The 18,611-nt window shown below is 59.6% G+C and carries 19 protein-coding genes and 1 tRNA gene; 4 read left to right on the plus strand and 16 right to left on the minus strand.

Features of this window, described 5'->3' with window-relative positions:
* Position 1: 1 nt before the first annotated feature.
* Entirely contained in the window at positions 2 to 235 is a 234-nt protein-coding gene (locus HX821_RS00800; RefSeq protein WP_087692755.1) for a DUF4160 domain-containing protein, read from the minus strand.
* A gap of 111 nt (positions 236 to 346) precedes the next feature.
* A tRNA-Ser gene (locus HX821_RS00805) sits at positions 347 to 436 on the minus strand.
* 333 nt (positions 437 to 769) lie between these two features.
* Here HX821_RS00805 and HX821_RS00810 point away from each other — a divergent pair.
* The 3 genes from HX821_RS00810 (at position 770) to HX821_RS00820 (ending at position 3,473) form a co-directional block, all read left to right on the plus strand.
* Positions 770 to 1,459, plus strand: a complete 690-nt coding sequence (locus tag HX821_RS00810; RefSeq protein ID WP_102604813.1) for a crotonase/enoyl-CoA hydratase family protein — start codon at positions 770 to 772, stop codon at positions 1,457 to 1,459.
* Between the two features lie 215 nt (positions 1,460 to 1,674).
* A complete protein-coding gene (locus tag HX821_RS00815) occupies positions 1,675 to 2,430 on the plus strand; it encodes a 1-acyl-sn-glycerol-3-phosphate acyltransferase (RefSeq protein WP_010165976.1) in 756 nt (251 codons plus the stop codon).
* A 71-nt stretch (positions 2,431 to 2,501) separates the two neighbouring features.
* Complete coding sequence (locus HX821_RS00820) at positions 2,502 to 3,473, plus strand: magnesium and cobalt transport protein CorA (RefSeq protein ID WP_177035131.1); 972 nt, start codon at positions 2,502 to 2,504, stop codon at positions 3,471 to 3,473.
* A gap of 165 nt (positions 3,474 to 3,638) precedes the next feature.
* Here HX821_RS00820 and HX821_RS00825 read toward each other — a convergent pair whose 3' ends face one another.
* The 3 genes from HX821_RS00825 to HX821_RS00835 form a co-directional block, all read right to left on the minus strand.
* Positions 3,639 to 4,367 (minus strand): amidotransferase, encoded by a 729-nt coding sequence (locus HX821_RS00825; RefSeq protein WP_177035132.1) that lies wholly within the window; start codon positions 4,365 to 4,367, stop codon positions 3,639 to 3,641.
* Between the two features lie 203 nt (positions 4,368 to 4,570).
* Positions 4,571 to 6,718: a 3-hydroxyacyl-CoA dehydrogenase NAD-binding domain-containing protein gene (locus tag HX821_RS00830; RefSeq protein WP_177035133.1), complete on the minus strand. Its 2,148-nt coding sequence runs from the start codon at positions 6,716 to 6,718 to the stop codon at positions 4,571 to 4,573.
* A gap of 16 nt (positions 6,719 to 6,734) precedes the next feature.
* Positions 6,735 to 7,940 carry an acetyl-CoA C-acetyltransferase gene (locus tag HX821_RS00835; RefSeq protein ID WP_008434901.1) on the minus strand — a complete coding sequence of 402 codons (1,206 nt, stop codon included), beginning with the start codon at positions 7,938 to 7,940 and terminating at the stop codon, positions 6,735 to 6,737.
* 681 nt (positions 7,941 to 8,621) lie between these two features.
* Here HX821_RS00835 and HX821_RS00840 point away from each other — a divergent pair.
* Positions 8,622 to 9,425, plus strand: coding sequence for a cytochrome c (locus tag HX821_RS00840; RefSeq protein ID WP_177035134.1), 804 nt, complete (start codon positions 8,622 to 8,624; stop codon positions 9,423 to 9,425).
* Positions 9,426 to 9,529: 104 nt separating this feature from the next.
* On the opposite strand, the gene HX821_RS00845 is transcribed toward HX821_RS00840, so the two are convergent.
* The 11 genes from HX821_RS00845 to HX821_RS00895 all read right to left on the minus strand — a co-directional run bounded on the left by HX821_RS00845 (position 9,530) and on the right by HX821_RS00895 (position 18,610).
* Positions 9,530 to 10,333, minus strand: coding sequence for a transglutaminase family protein (locus tag HX821_RS00845; protein WP_004371203.1), 804 nt, complete (start codon positions 10,331 to 10,333; stop codon positions 9,530 to 9,532).
* On the minus strand, positions 10,330 to 11,280 hold the full coding sequence (locus HX821_RS00850; protein WP_004371204.1) for an alpha-E domain-containing protein: 951 nt from the start codon (positions 11,278 to 11,280) through the stop codon (positions 10,330 to 10,332). Before HX821_RS00850 ends, HX821_RS00845 begins: the two co-directional genes overlap by 4 nt.
* Positions 11,281 to 11,283: 3 nt before the next feature.
* On the minus strand, positions 11,284 to 12,693 hold the full coding sequence (locus HX821_RS00855; RefSeq protein ID WP_004371206.1) for a circularly permuted type 2 ATP-grasp protein: 1,410 nt from the start codon (positions 12,691 to 12,693) through the stop codon (positions 11,284 to 11,286).
* 425 nt (positions 12,694 to 13,118) lie between these two features.
* On the minus strand, positions 13,119 to 13,460 hold the full coding sequence (locus HX821_RS00860; protein WP_003193463.1) for a ribonuclease E inhibitor RraB: 342 nt from the start codon (positions 13,458 to 13,460) through the stop codon (positions 13,119 to 13,121).
* A gap of 213 nt (positions 13,461 to 13,673) precedes the next feature.
* Positions 13,674 to 13,934 (minus strand): hypothetical protein, encoded by a 261-nt coding sequence (locus HX821_RS00865; protein ID WP_008434908.1) that lies wholly within the window; start codon positions 13,932 to 13,934, stop codon positions 13,674 to 13,676.
* 79 nt (positions 13,935 to 14,013) lie between these two features.
* Positions 14,014 to 14,619, minus strand: a complete 606-nt coding sequence (locus HX821_RS00870) for an START domain-containing protein (RefSeq protein WP_004371215.1) — start codon at positions 14,617 to 14,619, stop codon at positions 14,014 to 14,016.
* A gap of 44 nt (positions 14,620 to 14,663) precedes the next feature.
* The gene (locus tag HX821_RS00875; protein ID WP_004371217.1) at positions 14,664 to 14,918 is read right to left on the minus strand and encodes a YkgJ family cysteine cluster protein; all 255 of its coding nucleotides are present in this window, start codon (positions 14,916 to 14,918) and stop codon (positions 14,664 to 14,666) included.
* Positions 14,919 to 15,081: 163 nt separating this feature from the next.
* Positions 15,082 to 15,582 carry a hypothetical protein gene (locus tag HX821_RS00880; RefSeq protein ID WP_004371218.1) on the minus strand — a complete coding sequence of 167 codons (501 nt, stop codon included), beginning with the start codon at positions 15,580 to 15,582 and terminating at the stop codon, positions 15,082 to 15,084.
* A gap of 104 nt (positions 15,583 to 15,686) precedes the next feature.
* Entirely contained in the window at positions 15,687 to 17,126 is a 1,440-nt protein-coding gene (locus tag HX821_RS00885; RefSeq protein ID WP_008434911.1) for a PLP-dependent aminotransferase family protein, read from the minus strand.
* Positions 17,127 to 17,438: 312 nt separating this feature from the next.
* On the minus strand, positions 17,439 to 18,251 hold the full coding sequence (locus HX821_RS00890) for an OmpA family protein (protein ID WP_177035135.1): 813 nt from the start codon (positions 18,249 to 18,251) through the stop codon (positions 17,439 to 17,441).
* Complete coding sequence (locus HX821_RS00895) at positions 18,248 to 18,610, minus strand: DUF4398 domain-containing protein (RefSeq protein ID WP_008434912.1); 363 nt, start codon at positions 18,608 to 18,610, stop codon at positions 18,248 to 18,250. The genes HX821_RS00890 and HX821_RS00895 overlap by 4 nt, the downstream gene beginning before the upstream one ends.
* Position 18,611 lies beyond the last annotated feature (1 nt).

The following is an 18,611-nucleotide window of genomic DNA, read 5'->3' on the forward strand; positions in this document are numbered from 1 at the left end:
GTCAGTTCCTCCGGTTTTGTTCATTCCATACGCGCCAAAGATCAGTGGTATGGACTTTTGCCCAAAGCAGGGCAGCTTTCAAGGCCTTGGTTTCGGCACCTTTGCCGAGAACCACCAGCCCTTCTATCTGAACCAACGACTCTCCGTCCGGCGTTTGCACGTGAAAGTGCGGCGGCGCGTGGTCGTCGGGATAGATTTTTATTTTCCAGTTTCGTTCACTGTGAAGGGTAGCCATGGGGACAGATGCTAGAGAAAATTTTTCTCTAGCACAACCCTGTATTCAAACCCCAGAAACCACAAAACCCCTGGCTTCTCTCGAAACCAGGGGTTTTGTTTACATCGAATTTGGCGGTGAAGGAGAGATTCGAACTCTCGATACAATTTCTTGTATACACACTTTCCAGGCGTGCTCCTTAAGCCACTCGGACACTTCACCGTATCTCGTCAAACTGATTCAGTCTGTCGAGGCGCGCTAATGTAGTCGAAAGCTTTTCCGATGGCAAAGGTTTTTTTCAGAATTTTCATGCGCTTAGGCGGTTATGCCGTTCCAGACCTCTGCGGCGCCATGCACACCAAGGCGATTCTGCCATTCTCGGGCACTCGCGGCGCTTGTCTATAGTAGCTGCTGCGCCTTGCCGAAGGCCGCCTGCGGGCGGGCATGGGGGAAAAGTCTGACTGGGTAGTCAGTCATGGCGCTTTACCAGGGCGGGCGCGGTGGGTAACGTCTGCCGTCTGTCCTTCTATTACAAGCATTACAAGGAATCGCGTCATGAGTGAGTTGATTGCCTACCACCTCGAAGACGGTATCGCGACCCTGACCCTGAGCAACGGCAAGGTGAATGCCATTTCGCCGGCAGTGGTCAGTGCGTTTAATCAAGCGCTGGATCAGGCCGAGAAGGATCGGGCGGTGGTGATCATCACGGGCACGCCGGGGATTTTGTCCGGTGGCTATGATTTGAAGGTGATGACCGCCGGCCCTAAAGAAGCCGTGAGCCTGGTGACGTCGGGCTCCACCCTCGCCCGCCGCCTGTTGTCGCACCCCTTCCCGGTGATCGTGGCGTGCCCCGGGCACGCGGTGGCCAAGGGGGCATTCCTGTTGTTGTCGGCGGATTACCGGATCGGTGTGGACGGGCCTTTCAGCATTGGCCTGAATGAAGTGATGATCGGCATGACCATGCACCACGCCGGGATCGAGCTGGCGCGGGATCGTCTGCGCAAGTCGGCGTTCCACCGTTCGGTGATCAATGCCGAGATGTTTAACCCGCAGGACGCGTTGAGCGCCGGGTTCCTGGACAAGGTGGTCGCGCCGGAAGCGTTGCAGGCAGCTGCACTGGAAGCGGCTCGCCAGTTGAAGAAGATCAATATGAACGCCCACAAGCACACCAAGCTGAAGGTGCGTAAGGCGCTGCTGGAAGCCCTGGATGACGCGATCATTCAGGATCAGGGGCACTTGGGTTAATCAAACCTACGCCTGCTGAATCGAAGCCCGACCTTGAGTCGGGCTTTTTCTTACAAAGAATTCCGGATTGCCTACAACCGCTCTAAACAGTGTCTGTCACAGCATGTTGAAACATGCGCTTAAACATCGCCTATCTCCTGACTCTATAGGGGCAATTGCCGAATACAGTGCACATCCGTACACTGCGCCACCTTTTGTCCCGATGGGCCGTGTCGATGCTTTTTTTGTTACGCATGTTGTTGATGGGCCTGCATTTTATGATTGCGGGCGTACTGGGCGTGCTGCTGGGGATCTGTCGGCCGTTCAATCCGGACAACAGCCGTTACTGCGCGCGCCTGTATGCGGTACCGGCGATGTGGCTATTGCGCCTGCGAGTGAAGGCCGATGTCGACTCGCTGCGTAACAAGCCCAGCAGTTGCGTGATCATCGCCAACCATCAATCCAACTACGACCTGTTTGTGTTCGGCACCGTGGTGCCGTACCGCACGGTGTGTATCGGCAAGAAGAGCCTGAAGTGGGTGCCGTTGTTCGGACAGTTGTTCTGGCTGGCGGGCAATGTGTTGATTGACCGGGGCAATGCGCACAAGGCGCGGCGTTCGATGCTGACCACCACCCACACCTTGCAGCATGCCGACACCTCGATCTGGGTGTTCCCGGAAGGCACGCGCAACTTCGGTGAAACCCTGCTGCCGTTCAAGAAAGGCGCGTTCCAGATGGCGATCGCCGCAGGCGTGCCGATTGTGCAGGTGTGTGTCAGCACCTATGTGAAGCAGATGAAGCTCAATCGCTGGAACAGTGGCGATATTCTGATTCGCTCGTTGCCGCCGATTCCTACGAAGGGGCTGACGATGGATGACATGCCGCTGTTAATGCAGACCTGTCGCGAGCAAATGCGCGACTGCATCGAGGCGATGGACCGCGAGCTGCAAACCACGCCTGCAATCACGGCTGAACCCCGCCGAATTTGCTGACTCTGATTGGGCAGGGCAGCTAAGCTGCCTGACAGTTGTCATCTGCCATTCAAGAAGAAGCGATCAGCACTATGGGTAGAGTTGTTGCGGCCGCCGTCTATAGCGCCGGAAAGAAAGTCACTGATATCACCCTCGACGAAGGCGCCGCGTGGGCCGCCAAGCCTGACCACTTTGTGTGGATCGGCCTGGAGGAGCCCAGCGCGCTGGAACTGGCCAACCTGCAGCGCCAGTTCAACCTGCACGAACTGGCCATCGAAGACGCCCTGGAAAAACACAGCCGGCCCAAGCTTGAAACCTTCGGCGACGCGCTGTTTATCGTGACCTACTCACCGGTGCGCGATAACGGCAAGCTGGAGTTTATCGAGACCCATATCTTTGCCGGCAACGGCTACATCATCACTGCCCGCAACGGCCATTCGGCGTCCTACGGCTATGTGCGCCAGCGCTGTGAGGCGCGACCGCTGTTGCTGGAGCATGGGGAAGATTTCGTACTCTATGCGCTGCTGGATTTTGTTACCGAGAACTATCAGCCGGTGAGCGAGGCGATTCATGCCGAGGTCGATGAGCTGGAGCGCAACGTGTTGTGCAACTCCCTGAATGAAGCGGATATCCAGAAGCTCCACGGCCTGCGCCGCGATGTGCTGCGACTGAAGCGCTATGTGGCACCGATGGTGGAGATCAGTCAGGAATTGCAGAAACTGAGCTTCCCGTTTATCGACAAGAACATGCGTCCGTACTTTCGCGATGTGCAGATTCACGTCACCCGGCAGATGGAAGACCTGACCACCTTGCGGGATATCGCCAGCCAGACCATCGAGATTGGGGTGTTGCTGGAAGCCTCGCGCCAAAGCGTGGTGCAACGCAAGTTTGCCGCGTGGGCAGCGATTCTGGCGTTCCCAACGGCGGTGGCCGGGATTTACGGGATGAACTTCCAGAACATGCCGGAGCTGCAGTGGCACTACGGCTATTTTGCGGTGCTGGGGTTTATTGCGGTGGGGTGTACAAGTTTGTGGGCCAGCTTCAAGCGTTCAGGCTGGCTGTAACAAACCCAGCTCAATTTGCTAAAGATCAAAAGTGTGGGAGCTGGCTTGCCTGCGATGCAGGCACCTCGGTTTGTCAGTTACACCAAGGTGATGCTATCGCAGGCAAGCCAGCTCCTACATTAACCTGCTTTGCCTTGAAGACCGTGCTTCTTGCCCTGGACGGTTTCAGGCCGCTCCTTCTTTTGGTTTGTGCGCCACAAACCGCATCATCCATTCCGCCACGGTAACGCCGTGATGGTCTCGCTCCAGGCTGGCCACACCGTTGGTGTAGACCTTCTCCCCCAGCGTTGTCTGAAGAATCTCCAGCAACTCGCGGGAATAGTCGTGGATAAATTCCGGGTGGCCCTGGAAGCACAGCACCTGGTCTTCAATGTGGTACGCCGCAAACGGGCAGAACTCGCTGGAGGCGATCACGGTGGCGTTTTCCGGCAAGGTGGTGACCTGGTCCTGGTGGCTGATCAACAGCGTCAGTTCTTCCACCACCGGGCTCATCCACGGTGCCTTGGCGTTCAGTTTGTAGTCATGGATGCCCATGCCCCAGCCCTTGGTCGCCCGCTCGGTCTTGCCACCCAACAGCAGCGCCAGCAACTGGTGGCCGAAGCAGATGCCGATCAGTTTGTCGCCGTGGGCATGGCGGTCCAGCAGGTAGGTCTTGAGGGTCTGGATCCACGGATCGGTGCCAAATGAGTCGGCCTTGCTGCCCGTCACCAGGTACGCGTCGAAGACTTCTTCATCCGCCGGGTATTCACCCTGCACCACGTTATAGATGACGAACTCGGCGGCAATCGGCTGTTTGGAGAACAGGCGCTTGAACATCTGCCCGTACCCTTGGTACTGATCGATCAGCCCAGGACGCAGGATATCGGTTTCCAGGATGCACACGCGTAACGACATAAAAAATACCTGACACGGCGATGGGAATAATGAACACCCCCAGAGCCTGCCTTGAAATACCCTTCCAAGGCAAGCCCCATCGCCATGCTCAATGTGGGAGCGGGTTTGCTCGCGAATGCGGTGTGTCAGTCAACACACTCGTTAGCTGATCCACCGCTTTCGCGAGCAAGTCGAATCGTCGCACCGCCGCTCCCACATTTGGATCACCGAAACGCTTCACCCTGTGCAGCTTTCTCCAACAGCAGCGCCGGCGGCGTGAAGCGCTCACCATATTGCTCGGCCAGGTAGCGGGCGCGGGCGACGAAATCGTTCAGGCCGTACTGGTTGATGAATTGCAGCGCTCCGCCGCTCCAGGCGGCAAAACCGATACCGAAGATCGAGCCGACGTTGGCATCAGCCGTCGACATCAACACGCCCTCCTCCTCACAGCGCACGGTTTCGATGGCCTGGATGAACAGCAAACGGTCACGCACGTCTTGCGGCGAGATCTGTTGGCCAGGCTTTTCGAAGCGGTTTTTCAGCTCCGACCACAGGTGTTTCTGCCCGCCCGCCGGGTACTCGTAGAAACCGCCACCCGCCGCCTTGCCCGGGCGCTTGTATTCATTGAGCAACAGGTCGATCACGGCAAACGCCGGGTGCTGCGGTAACGGCTTGCCTTCGGCCTGTAAGTCCTTGGCCGTCTGTTGACGGATATGGCTCATCAGGCTGAGGGAAACTTCGTCAGAGACCGCCAGCGGCCCCACCGGCATCCCGGCCTTGCGCGCCTCGGTCTCGATCATCGGTGCGGCCACGCCTTCGCCGAGCATGGCGATACCTTCATTGGTGAAGGTGCCGAACACCCTTGAAGTGAAGAAGCCGCGGCTGTCGTTGACCACGATCGGGGTTTTCTTGATTTGCAGTACGAAGTCGAACCCCCGCGCCAGGGTTTCGTCGCTGGTGCGGGCGCCCTTGATGATTTCCACCAGGGGCATTTTTTCCACCGGGCTGAAGAAGTGCAGGCCGATAAACTTGCCCTGGTCTGGAACGGCGGTGGCTAACCCGCTGATGGGCAAAGTGGAGGTGTTGGAGGCGATCACCGCTTCGGCACCCACCACGTTTTGCGCGGCCGCCGAGACCTTGGCCTTGAGTTCCCGATCCTCGAAGACGGCTTCGATGATCAGGTCGCAGCCGGCAAGATCAGCATCGGATTCGGTAGGAACAATCCGCGCGAGGATGGTTTCCCGCTGTTCGGCGGTCAATTGCCCACGCCCGACCTTCTTGTCCAGCAACGTGGCCGAGTGGGCCTTGCCCTTCTCTGCCGCCGCCTGGCTGATGTCCTTGAGCACCACCTCAATGCCCGCCGAAGCGCTGACGTAGGCAATGCCCGCGCCCATCATCCCGGCGCCGAGCACGCCGACCTTGCGTGTCACATACGGCGCAAAGCCCTGGGGCCGCGAACTGCCGGCATTGATTTCATTGAGCTGGAACCAGAAGGTGCCAATCATGTTTTTCGCCACTTGCCCGGTGACCAGCTCGGTGAAGTAGCGGGTCTCGATCAAGTGCGCGGTGTCGAAATCCACCTGGGCACCTTCCACGGCGGCGCAGAGGATTTTCTCCGGGGCCGGGAAGCAGCCGTTGGTTTTGGCGCGCAGGATCGATGGCGCAATGGCAAGCATTTGCGCGACTTTCGGGTTGGACGGCGTACCACCCGGGATCTGGTAGCCCTTGATGTCCCAACGCTGTTTCGCCTCGGGGTTGGCCAGAATCCACGCCCGGGACTTGGCCAGCAGCTCGTCACGGTCTGCCGCCAGCTCATCAATCAACCCGGCTTGCAGCGCCTGCTGCGGCGTAATCTTTTTGCCTTCCAGCAAGTAGGGCAAGGCTTTTTCCAGGCCCAGCATCCGCACCATGCGCACCACACCGCCGCCACCCGGCAAAAGCCCGAGGGTGACTTCCGGCAGGCCAATCTGTACCGACTTGTGGTCCAGCGCCACACGGTGCTGGCACGCCAGGCAGATCTCCCAGCCACCGCCCAGCGCTGCGCCGTTGATCGCGGCCACTACCGGTTTGCCGAGGGTTTCCAGGGTGCGCAGTTGCGCCTTCAGCACCAGCACGCTGTCGTAGAAATCCTTGGCGTGGGGCTTGTCGACCTTGATCAGTTCATTAAGGTCGCCGCCGGCAAAGAAGGTCTTCTTCGCCGAGGTGATGATCACGCCCGCAATCGAATCCTTCTCGGCGTCCAGGCGGGCGACGGTGGCCGCCATGGCCTCGCGGTACACCCCGTTCATGGTGTTGGCGCTCTGGCCGGGCATGTCGATGGTCAGCACCACAATCTGGTCCTGGCCCTTTTCGTAACGAATGGCATCGGTCATGACTGATTCCTTAGGCTCAGAGGCGTTCGATGATAGTGGCGATACCCATGCCGCCGCCGACACACAGGGTGGCCAGGCCATAACGCTGCTGGCGTACCTCCAGCTCATCAAGCAAGGTGCCGAGAATCGCGCAGCCCGTGGCGCCCAGCGGGTGGCCCATGGCGATGGAGCCACCGTTGACGTTGACCCGGGCGGCGTCGATGCCCATGTCCTTGATGAACTTGAGCACCACCGACGCAAACGCTTCGTTGACCTCGAACAGGTCGATGTCTTCAACCCGCAAACCCGCCTTGGCCAGTGCCTTGCGGGTTGCCGGTGCCGGGCCGGTCAACATGATGGTGGGGTCGGTACTGGTGACAGCGGTGGCGACGATCCGCGCCCGGGGTTGCAGGCCGAGTTCGCGACCTTTGGCTTCAGAACCGATCAGCATCAGCGCCGCGCCATCGACGATCCCGGAACTGTTGCCCGGTGTGTGCACGTGGTTGATGCGCTCGACGTGGCTATAGACTCGCAACGCCGTGGCGTCGAAGCCCATCTGGCCCATCATTTCGAAGCTGGGCTTGAGTTTGCCCAGGCCTTCGAGGGTGGAGTCGGCACGGATGAATTCGTCCTGATCCAGCAGCACAATGCCATTTTGGTCCTGCACGGCGATCAGCGACTTGTTGAAGGAACCGTCTGATCTGGCCCGCGCCGCTTTCTGCTGTGAGTGCAGGGCAAAGGCGTCGACGTCCTGGCGGGTGAAGCCTTCCAGGGTGGCGATCAGGTCGGCACCGATGCCTTGCGGGGTGAAGTGGCTGTGCATATTGGTTTGCGGGTCGAGCACCCAGGCGCCGCCGTCACTGCCCATGGGCACTCGGGACATGGACTCGACGCCGCCCACCACCACGAGGTCTTCAAAGCCGGAGCGCACTTTCATCGCGCCGAGGTTCACGGCTTCCAGGCCCGAGGCGCAAAACCGGTTGATCTGCACACCGGCGACGCTGATATCCCAGTCCGCCACCAAGGCGGCGGTCTTGGCGATGTCGGCGCCCTGGTCGCCAATCGGTGTGACACAGCCCAGGACGATGTCATCCACTTGCCGGGTGTCGAGGTCGGTGCGCTGTTGCAGTGCCGTCAGCAAACCGGCCACCAGGTTCACCGGCTTGACGCTGTGCAGGGCGCCATCCGCCTTGCCTTTGCCCCGGGGCGTGCGTATCGCATCAAAGATCAAAGCTTGGGTCATGACGTCCTCGAATCACTATGCAACGAATCGTGTCCTTACCTTAGGCGCCAGGGCGCCGGATTCAATGACCGAACCGCTCATTGACCTTGACGCTCACGCTCAGACGAACGGTAGGAGGCTACGGGAATCGGCTGATTAATCGTTTTAGCTGTCTAGCCGTAGGGCTGGCGTCTGGCTGGCAATTGGCCTCATGCCTTTTTAATAATTTTTCTTCAGGTGATGAGACGAAATGGATCTAAGCCATGTAGAACGAGGGCTCTAAGGTTGAATCTGTAAGAGAAGTTAAAGGTTGCTGCCGGGTTTTGCTGGAGCACCTGTAGGAACTGTAAGAAAAGAGTCATGTAGCACCGTCATAGTTGAATCGACCGGCACGCATTTGACGCTCAGGAATAACAACAAAAGGCAGTCAGCCATGTTCAAGCATTCGAAAGTACGTCAGGCGGGACTTATTCTGTTCGCCACCACCCTGATTCTGATCTTGCCCAACCTCACCAAGGTCATTGGGTGACCTCTCACACCCCACATTCTGCGCAGACACAGCGCCAGGATCGCAGCCTTTGGCAGCGCCTTTCGGGATATTGCGTATAGCGATCCCGTCAGGAGCTGCCGTTTTGCGCGCCGAGATTTTGTGATTTTGCGGTATCGTGAGTTCCACCGCCTTTTCCGATATGTGGCCCTTCCTTGAAACAGATCATCGTCCTCCTGATCCTGCTGCTGGCCTTGCCGGCGCACGCCGCGAAATTGACCGTCGAGCTGGATCACGCCAGCAAAACCTGGGAAACCACCGAACTGCTCAAGCGTCCGGATGTGCAGACGGTGCAGATCGTTGATGACGTTTCCTACAAGCGCAACATGACGTATCGCGCAGTGCCGCTGGCAGCACTGTTGCCGGGCATCACGCCGGAAAACCATCTGCAGGCAGTGGCCCTCGACGGCTTTGCCGCGGAACTGACGGCGGCACCGCTGCTATCAAAAAGCGGCGCGCGGGCCTGGCTGGCGGTGGAAGATCCGGCGCATCCGTGGCCGCCACTGGCAGACGGCAAGCCCAGTGCCGGGCCGTTTTATCTGGTGTGGACCGATCCGCAGGCAGGCAATATCAGCCCTGAGCAGTGGCCGTTTCAGATTTCCGGGATCAAGCAGTTGAAGACGGTGGCGGAGCGCTTCCCGGCGTTGTTGCCGGATCCGAAACTGGCGGCGAATGACTCGGTGAATCAGGGGTTCGCACTGTTCCAGAAGAACTGCCTGGCATGTCATCGCCTGAACGGGGCCGGCGATGCGCAGGTGGGGCCGGATCTGAATATTCCTTACAACCCCACTGAATATTTTGCCGGGGATTTCCTCAAGCGCTACATCCGCGATCCGCAAAGCATGCGGCACTGGCCACAGGCGAAAATGCCGGCGTTTGCCACCAGCGTGTTGCCGGATGCGGACCTGGATCTGCTGGTGGGGTATTTGAAGCATATGGCGGGCAGAAAGCAGCCTTAAGGCTCAGGTAAATCTATGGCGAGGGAGCTTGCTCCCTCGCCACAAAAAGCTGTCCTGGCACGGAGAGCTTTCCTGCTACACACAGCTCCCTCTCTCCCTGGATCCTACTGCTGCTGCACCGAAATCACCGGTGTCGGCGCTACAAATACCTTCGCATGCATTTGCTCATGCCCTCCCCCACGACGCATGCCTCGTACCGGGCAGGCGTCCAGGTAATCCAGGCCCACCGCCAGCTTCAAATGCCGCTCCGGCCGCGCCAGTTGATTGGTCACGTCAAAACTGTACCAGGCGTCATCCAGCCACGCTTCAGCCCAGGCATGGCTGGCGAGGTGCTCGCAGTCTTCGCTATACAAATACCCCGACACATAACGCGCCGGAATCCCCAGGCTGCGGGCACAGGCGAGGAAGGCGTGGGTGTGGTCCTGGCACACCCCGGCACGCCCGGCAAACGCCTTGGCCGCACAGGTGTCGACTTCGGTAGAGCCGGGCGAATAGGTCATGTACTGGTTCAGCGCGTGCATCAGGTCGATCAATGCGCTGCGGTCGCGGCGTTGATGGCAATGCTTTTCGGCAAAGCTGCGCAGGGCCTCGTCCGGCTCGGTCAACCGGGTGCAGCGCAGGAACGGGAAGGCCGACTGGCTTTCATGTTCGGCCTCGCGCAATTCGTCGATATCCACCTGGCCACGGGCGCCAATGATGATGGCTTCATGGGGCTCGTCCAGGGTCAACACGTGCAGGATGTTGCCGAACGGGTCCAGTTGCGCCCGTACCGGCCGGGGCAAGTCCAACTGCCAACTGAGGACATGCTGGCGCTCGCTGTCGTGGGGCGTGAGCCGCAGGTACTGGATGCTGGCACGCACCTGGTCTTCGTAGTGGTAGGTGGTTTCGTGGCTGATGGAAAGTCTCATGCCGCCTCCAGGTAGGAACTGTAAATAGCATCGCCCAGCTCGCGCACGAGCGGGATGAAGTCGGTCAGCCAAGCGTGCAGGCCTTCCTCGAGAATTTCGTCGATGGCGGTATAGCGCAGGCGTGCGTCCATTTCCGCTGCCAGGCGCTGGGCCGGGCGACCGTTGATGCCGGGCAGGCTGCCAAGGATCTGGTCGATCTCTTCACTGCAGGCCCGCAGCGACCGCGGCACGTCGGCGCGCAGCAGCAACAGCTCGGCGACTTGTCGGGCGCCCGGGGCATCACGGTAGATTTCGGTGTAGGCCTCGAACGACGACAACGCCCGCAACAAAGCACTCCATTGATAGTAGGCATGGGCGGTACCATCGGTGACCGCTTCGGCCTGGTCGCCGGCCATTTCATAGCGGGCGTCGAGCAAGCGCAGGGTGTTGTCGGCGCGCTCGATAAAGGTGCCCAGGCGAATAAAACGAAAGGCGTCGTTACGCATGATGGTGCCGTAGGTGGCACCACGGAACAGGTGGGAACGTTCCTTGACCCACTCGCAGAACCGGCTCATGCCGTAGCGACTCAGGCCTTGCTGGGCGATGTCGCGAATCTCCAGCCAGGTGGCGTTGATGTTTTCCCACATGTCAGCGGTGATTCGCCCACGCACGGCATGGGCACTGGCGCGTGCAGCGCCGAGGCAGCTGTAGATGCTGGCCGGGTTCGCCGCATCCAGGGCGAAGAAGTGCAGCAGGCGTTCGGCGTGCAACTCACCGTGGCGCTCGCGGTAATCGTCGAGGGTGCCGGTGATCAGCAGCGGCATCGCCAGTTCATGCAGGCCATCGCCGCGCCCGTCCTGGGGCATCAGCGACAGCGAATAACTGACATCGAGCATCCGCGCGAGGTTTTCCGCGCGCTCCAGGTAGCGCGACATCCAATACAAATCCGAGGCAGTTCTACTCAACATATTTCAATCCTCGACCACCCAGGTGTCTTTAGTGCCGCCGCCCTGGGACGAGTTGACCACCAGCGAGCCTTCCCGCAGCGCCACACGAGTCAGGCCGCCGGGGACCACACGGGTTTCCTTGCCTTGCAGCACAAACGGGCGCAGGTCGATATGCCGTGGGGCGATGCCGTTTTCGACGAAGGTCGGGCATGTCGACAGGCACAGGGTCGGTTGCGCGATATAGGCGTGGGGCTTGGCCTTGATGCGTGCGCGGAAGGCTTCGATTTCCGCCGCCGAGGCGGCCGGGCCGACCAACATGCCATAGCCACCGGAGCCCTGGGTTTCCTTCACCACCAGTTGCGGAAGGTTGGCCAGTACGTGGGACAGTTCACTGGGATTACGGCACTGGAACGTCGGAACATTCTTCAGGATCGGTTCTTCATCCAGGTAAAAACGGATCATCTCGGTGACGAAGGGGTACACCGACTTGTCATCCGCCACCCCGGTGCCGATGGCATTGGCCAACACCACGTTGCCCGAGCGGTACGCCGCCAGCAGGCCCGGCACGCCGAGCATGGAGTCCGGGTTGAAGGCCAGCGGGTCGAGGAACGCGTCGTCGAGGCGACGGTAGATCACATCCACCGCCTTGGGACCATCGGTGGTGCGCATGAACACGCGGTCATCACGCACGAACAGGTCGGCGCCTTCCACCAGTTCCACGCCCATTTCCCGGGCCAGGAATGCATGCTCGAAGAACGCACTGTTGAAACGCCCAGGCGTCAGCACCACCACACTGGGATTATCCAGCGGGCTGGAGCTTTTCAGGGTGTCGAGCAACAGGTTGGGATAGTGGTCGATGGGCGCGATGCGCTGGGCCGCGAACAGTTCGGGGAACAGGCGCATCATCATCTTGCGGTCTTCGAGCATGTAGCTCACGCCGCTGGGGGTGCGCAGATTGTCTTCGAGGACGTAGTAAGTGCCGTCGCCATCGCGTACGAGGTCGACACCTGAGATGTGGGAATAAATATCCCGGTGCAGGTCCAGGCCCTGCATCGCCAACTGGTACTGCTCGTTGGCCAGGACTTGCTCGGCGGGGATGATCCCGGCCTTGATAATGCGTTGTTCGTGGTACAGGTCGGCGAGAAACATGTTCAGCGCCTTGACCCGCTGGATGCAGCCGCGCTCGACGATCCGCCATTCACTGGCCGGGATGCTGCGGGGGATCGTGTCGAAGGGGATCAGGCGCTCGGTACCTTGCTCATCGCCATACAAGGTGAAGGTGATACCGGCCCGGTGAAACAGCAAATCGGCTTCGCGCCGGCGCTGGGCCAGCAGTTCGGCCGGCGTGTCGGCCAACCAGCGGGCGAATTCGCGGTAATGGGGGCGCACCTGCCCTGCCCCGTCGTACATCTCATCATAATAAGTGCGGATCATGCCGTACTCCTTGTCACCCGGACGCCAGAACCATCGCAAGGCCCGTGCCAGCGGCATAAACACTTAAGTATCAATCAGTTGGATATAGACGCAGGTCTCATCGCACCGTCCCGGTGCAGCAAATGCCCGCTGTCATGGGCGGCGCCTCATTGCAATGCAGGCCATGACTATCACCAGCATAGTCAGAGTTGATTTCACTGCCCGGCAAACCCCGCGGATAATCACCTCCATCAGCTGAACAGGACGCGTCCTACAGCTTCATCCATTGCGCATTAACGCTTGTACCGAATCGCTCTCCTCCTTTGCGATCTTCCCTTTGGCCACCCTGCTCGGGTGGCTTTTTTTTGCGCAGGATTTTTCCCGCGCCAGAAACAAAAACGGCCGACCCAAAGGTCAGCCGATACGCTGTGTTGTTGCTCATGTCGCTACATGGGTAACCCACGCACCTCCTGTTTCACGCCCCATCCCTCGATGATTCCGCCCAAGGGCTCGACCACCGCCTCAAAGTCCTGCTCGAAGTCTCCTATGCCGTCGTAGGTGGCGAACATGATTTTGCTCAATTCCAGGTACCAGGCGCCGTCATCCCGCGCGCTGACCTGGGCATTCAGGGATTCCCCACGAAACCGACCCGCAGCCCGCCGCGCACGTTCCTCATCCGGGAAAATGGCGTAGAACTCGATGGGATGGAAACGCGAGAAGTCAAAGCCGCCCTCTTTCATGCGGCGCAACACGTTGGTGCTGATGTCTTCTTGATAGGCTGTGCTCATGAAACGTCCTCCTCAAACCGATGGATAGACTTTCCGTGCTTCCCAAGGCCCGCGCTGCAAGGGCGCGGGTGTTACGGCAGTGACGTCGCCGCTGGGAGACAAGCATGTAGCTGACAAGACCAGACCTTAGCGATTCATTCGCTGATCTCCATTGCAGAGTAGCGCGAAGCTATCACCTCCACCAGAGTCTGTTTAAAGGCGTACAGGGAATATTCAGGCGGCGGGTTCGACGTTGAGGTCTTTGATGCTGTTTTGATCTTTCAGAATCTTGACCGTGGGTTCGGCGATACGCCCCTCCAGATCGTTGAGATCCAGTTCCTCCAGCACCGGTGATACGCGGGCGCGAACCAGGCGCGCAGCTTCTTCAAGCGTGGGTTTTTGCTCGCACTCGAATTGCTCGACTACCGACTCACCATGATCATTGGTGAAGGAAACGTTCCACTTTGGCATCAGAGCCTCCTCGATAAAACCCATGGGTGGGCTTACATCTATCTGGACCTTGAGGGCCTGGAAATCGTTCCACTCAAGGCAGGAGGCACCTGATCAACTGCAGTTATTTTTCAGCGTGTTCTTTCAGGGCTTTCAAGGTGTTGAACGGTGCGTCCACCACGAACTTGTTGGCCAACCAAGACGGCACGCTGCCACCTGGCTCGGTGTGCACCTGGTAGGTCACTTCGGTCAGGTTGTCGCCTTTAGGCACCAGTTTCCAGTAACCATCGACCTGGGCTACGCGCACATAGCCTTTGACTTCTGGCTGGTAGGTCGGCACTTCCAACAGCTTGCGGGTGACGGTGCCATCGGCAGCCTTGGTGGTGGTGATTTCCAGGATCGAGTCACGATCGGTCACCGGGAACGGTGCCTTGAACTGGGTGTAGGTCCAGCTCTTGTCGCCTTCCTGCTTGAGCAGTTTCTGCGACTTGCATTCGTGGATCCAGGAGCAGGCCCCCGCCACGTCTTCCTGCAGCGCCTGGATCTTGGCCAGCGGCGCCTTGATGGTCGTCACACCGCGATAAGCCTTGTACTTGGAACCGGCAATTTCACTCAAGGACACTTTGATGCCGTCTTCATCCTTGGCCGTCTGCCAGTCTTCAGCATGCGCTGCGGCAGCGAACAACGCGGTAAAACCGCACAACACAGCAATTCGTTTCAGTGAACCCATGGTCTTATTCCTTATTGTTGAAGTTCAGTACTTTGAACAGCCCACTAAGCCGCCGTCATCTGTTCCCACCAGCCGATCAACCTGATCGCTTCTGCCTGGCTACTGCCGCAGACCTCGATATCCGCCTGGAACGAACTACACACTGCCGGCCGCTCAGGCTGGCCAAACAACTGGCACAGTTGTTCGACCGAAAGATGCAGGCAGCGTTCGCCCGCCGGTTTGCCGGCAGGCATTCCCGGCAACGGAGAACTGATGGATGGGGCAATGCAGCAAGCGCCACAGCCTTCACGGCATTTCATGACGAACAGATCCTCGACAACTCAAGCGTTGATGGCCACGCAAGACTACGCCCTTAAACAGACGTTTTAAATTGGCTTAACAGGGGTTTTTCACCGAAAACAAAAGTGACTGACCAGTCTGCGACAGAAGGTCAGGGGTGCGCGTCACGTTTACTCGTCGGGTTTATTGCTTGAACTGGAAATCCAGCGCCGCACCTTCAACTTCGCGGCGTTCTTCGTTGCGCAGTTGCAGCTGCATTTCATTGCTGAGCAGGCGCCCGTTGATCTGGAAGGCACTGTTGTCAGTGGGCTTTTCGGCAAACATCGGCGGCAGCAGCGGCACGTTCTTCGGCTGCGGCATGGTGCCGAGGGGTTGCAGGTGGCGAACCATGTTCGACGGCAGGCTCAAATCCAGCTCTGCGGGCGGCAGCGGCGTCTTGGCGACTTCGTGGGCCGACTTTGACTTGCTGGCGATAGGCGCACGTTTTTTAACCGGCGTTGCTTTCTTTGCGGGGGCTTTCTTCGCGACCGGTGCCTTCTTGGCCGCAGCGGCTTTTTTCGCCGGCACCGTTTGCTGGGAGCTGGCAGCAGGTGCCGCTTCACCGGCGGGAGCCGCCAGGACAGCGCCAGCGTTACACAGGCTTAACACGCAGATCAGCAGGGCAGCAGGAAAGGTATAAGTCATATCGCCAGCAGCATTAACGGCAGAAGGCCATATGCTCGCTTGTTGAGGACGGTATGACAAGCATGGTAATTAGCCAGCTACCCGTCGTGTCCCCTTTCCATGCCTCAAAAACCCGCCGCAGTCTCCTGGCATAACTGGCTTGCCAGCATCCCGAGGGTCATCAAGGCGCGCTCCGCCTCGCGGTTCCACGGGGTGCCGCAGTTCAGGCGAATACAGTGGTTGAACTGTTCCGTATTACTGAAGATCAGCCCCGGTGCAATGCTGATGCCCTGCTGCAAGGCGCGCACGTGCAGTTCCTGGGTATTGACCCGTCCAGGCAAACTGACCCACAGGATAAAACCGCCGGTCGGGCGGGTCATCTGGGTGCCTTCGGGAAAATACTGCTGCACGGCCAGCTGGAACGCGCTGAGGTTCTTGCGGTACTCCTGGCGGATATAGCGCAGGTGGCGGTCGTAACCGCCATTCTCCAGGTACGCCGCCGTGCCCATCTGGGTCACGCTGCAGGCCGAATGGGTGCTGAACATTTGCAGGCGCTGGATTTCCTGCTGGTACTTGCCGGCAATCATCCAGCCAATGCGAATGCCCGGTGACAGGGTCTTCGAGAAACTCGAGCAATAGATGACCCGGTCCAGACGGTCGTAGGCTTTCAGGGCCTTGGTGCGGCCCAGTTCGAACATCAGTTCGCCATAGATATCGTCCTCGACCACCTGGATATCGAAATCCGAGGCCAGGCGCAGCAACTGTTTCTGCCGCTCTTCGGGCATGGTGCCGCCCAGGGGATTGCTCAGGCGCGTGGTCAGCACCAGGGCCTTGATCGACCATTGGTTGGCTGCCAGTTGCAGGGCTTCCAGGCTCATGCCGGTGGCCGGGTCGCTGGGGATTTCGATGACCTTCAGGCCCAGCAGATCGGCCAGTTGCAGCAAGCCGTAATAGGTCGGCGATTCGGCGGCGATCAGGTCGCCGGGGCGGGTCAGCACCCGCAGCGACATCTGCAATGCATCGACACACCCATGGGTGATCACCACTTCAGAGGGGTCGACCACCACCCCGGCATCGCGCATACGGATCGCCACCTGGCGCCGCAGCGGCTCGAAACCCGGGCTGAACATGTAACTGAACGCCCGCGGGCTCTGGAAACGCGTGACCTTGGCCAGTTGCTGATGCAGCGCGCGCACCGGCAGGTAGTCGACACTCGGCACGGCGGCGCCCAGCGGGAACACGCCTTCGCGACGGGATTCCACCAACACCTGTTGAATGATGCTGCTGCGAGTGACCAACCCTGGACGCTCGACCCGGGCGATGTCCGGCGTGGGCGCAGTGAGCGCCGGCGTCTGGTGCACGTAATACCCGGACTGCGGCCGCGCGCGAATCAAACCCTGGTCTTCCAGGTTCGCGTAGGCCTGCAACACGGTGGCGTGGCTGACGTTGAGCTGGGAGCTCATTTTGCGTACCGAAGGCACGCGCTCGCCCGGTTGATAGACACCGCGGCGGATATCCTCAGCCAGCTGCTGGGCGATACGTTGGTAGAGCAACAGATTGGTCATGACGCAGCACTCGATTTCACGGGTATTTTATTTTTGTGTGAAACATACCGGCACAGTTTAGAAGTGTACGGGGACAGTTGCCACAATAGTCGAGCGCGGGCGGCAGTGATAGAAAAAACTGTAAGGGTTGCGAACTGAATCGCGGGCATAAAAAACCCGATCATTGATCGGGCTTATGTGGGAGCTGTCGAGCTTCAGCGAGGCTGCGATGCAGGCGCTGCGGTCTCGCAGGTCCACCGAGGCGATCCTGTCGCAGCCTCGCTGGGGCTCGACAGCTCCCACAGGAATCAGCTTTCACCTTGAGAATCAGGTTCAGCGAGCAGCGCCCAGCTGGCCTTTTTCGTCGGAGAACACAATTTCTACCCGACGGTTCTGCGCCCTGCCCCGCTCAGACGCGTTGGCTTCGACCGGATACTGATCGCCGTAGCCTTCGACCTGAATGCGTTTTTCGTCGATCCCCAGGTCGCTCAGTACATCCGCAACCGCTTGAGCGCGGTCCCGGGACAGTTTGATATTTTCCTGTTCGCCGCCGGTATTGTCGGTGTAACCCTCGATGCGCACCACGCGCTTGGGGTTCAGCTGCAGGAACTGCACCACTTTGAGCACGGTGCGGTTGGCCGAGTTTTGCAGCTCTGCATCACCCGTATCGAACAGCACGTCACCCAGGGTCATCACCAGCCCGCGATCAGGCTGGACGGTGGTCAGGCTGGATATCTGCGCCTCAATCCATTTGCCCTGTTGCTGAACGCTGGAGAGCTTGGCTTCACGCAGGGCCAGTTGCAGGCGCTGGCGTTCCAGCTCCAGCTTGACCCCACGCTCCTGATTGAGTGCCTGCTCGGTGTGTTCCCGGGCAATCGCGCTGTAGCGCTGGCTCAGGTAGGCGTAATGCGCCACATCGGCGCCGCTGCCCCAGAAGCTGGAGAAACGGTCGGCACGGGCCAGGGACTCACCGGCGCGAATCACGTCCTTGGGTGCGATACGCAGCACATTCGTATCTTCCTTGACCTTCTGGAAGTCAGTGCTGGCCTGTTGCAAGGCGAGGTTACTGTCGGGATGGGTCGCACAACCACCCAGCGCACTGCCCAGCAACACCACACAGCTCAACCCACGCATCAACGGGCTCATTGGGCGTCTCCCAACTGCAACTGCTTGCGCAGGCGGGTGATGCGGGTGTTGAGCACGTTCAGTTGCTCCTGGCTTTTGCGGGTCAGCACCCGCGCTTCCGCCAGACGGGCGTCCAGCTCGGCTTCTTCAGCCTGCATGCGGGCGTCCTTGTAGGATTCATCGGCCATGTCGGCACGGGCCTGGGTGAACTTGTCTTCCGCCAGCTTCAGCTCGGGCGAATCGCTGGCAACGGCGCCCACGGCGCTGGCTTGTTCCAGGGCTTGCTGGGTCAGGCGCATCTGTTCATTCGGCGCAGGATCGGCTGCACATCCCGCCAGAGCTACAACGGCGAGGGCCGCGAAAAGAGGTCGAATAGTCACT

This window comes from Pseudomonas sp. B6001 (genome assembly GCF_013386015.1).
GTDB lineage: Bacteria > Pseudomonadota > Gammaproteobacteria > Pseudomonadales > Pseudomonadaceae > Aquipseudomonas.

Coding starts and splice junctions, on each gene's coding strand:
- HX821_RS00875 (WP_004371217.1), bottom strand. CDS start 14,918: ATGAAATGCCGTGAAGGCTGTGGCGCTTGCTGCATTGCCCCATCCATC.
- HX821_RS00800 (WP_087692755.1), bottom strand. CDS start 235: ATGGCTACCCTTCACAGTGAACGAAACTGGAAAATAAAAATCTATCCC.
- HX821_RS00815 (WP_010165976.1), top strand. CDS start 1,675: ATGCTTTTTTTGTTACGCATGTTGTTGATGGGCCTGCATTTTATGATT.
- HX821_RS00855 (WP_004371206.1), bottom strand. CDS start 12,693: ATGATCCGCACTTATTATGATGAGATGTACGACGGGGCAGGGCAGGTG.
- HX821_RS00865 (WP_008434908.1), bottom strand. CDS start 13,934: ATGGGTTTTATCGAGGAGGCTCTGATGCCAAAGTGGAACGTTTCCTTC.
- HX821_RS00880 (WP_004371218.1), bottom strand. CDS start 15,582: ATGACTTATACCTTTCCTGCTGCCCTGCTGATCTGCGTGTTAAGCCTG.
- HX821_RS00820 (WP_177035131.1), top strand. CDS start 2,502: ATGGGTAGAGTTGTTGCGGCCGCCGTCTATAGCGCCGGAAAGAAAGTC.
- HX821_RS00845 (WP_004371203.1), bottom strand. CDS start 10,333: ATGAGACTTTCCATCAGCCACGAAACCACCTACCACTACGAAGACCAG.
- HX821_RS00810 (WP_102604813.1), top strand. CDS start 770: ATGAGTGAGTTGATTGCCTACCACCTCGAAGACGGTATCGCGACCCTG.
- HX821_RS00850 (WP_004371204.1), bottom strand. CDS start 11,280: ATGTTGAGTAGAACTGCCTCGGATTTGTATTGGATGTCGCGCTACCTG.
- HX821_RS00835 (WP_008434901.1), bottom strand. CDS start 7,940: ATGACCCAAGCTTTGATCTTTGATGCGATACGCACGCCCCGGGGCAAA.
- HX821_RS00830 (WP_177035133.1), bottom strand. CDS start 6,718: ATGACCGATGCCATTCGTTACGAAAAGGGCCAGGACCAGATTGTGGTG.
- HX821_RS00825 (WP_177035132.1), bottom strand. CDS start 4,367: ATGTCGTTACGCGTGTGCATCCTGGAAACCGATATCCTGCGTCCTGGG.
- HX821_RS00860 (WP_003193463.1), bottom strand. CDS start 13,460: ATGAGCACAGCCTATCAAGAAGACATCAGCACCAACGTGTTGCGCCGC.
- HX821_RS00870 (WP_004371215.1), bottom strand. CDS start 14,619: ATGGGTTCACTGAAACGAATTGCTGTGTTGTGCGGTTTTACCGCGTTG.
- HX821_RS00890 (WP_177035135.1), bottom strand. CDS start 18,251: ATGAGCCCGTTGATGCGTGGGTTGAGCTGTGTGGTGTTGCTGGGCAGT.
- HX821_RS00885 (WP_008434911.1), bottom strand. CDS start 17,126: ATGACCAATCTGTTGCTCTACCAACGTATCGCCCAGCAGCTGGCTGAG.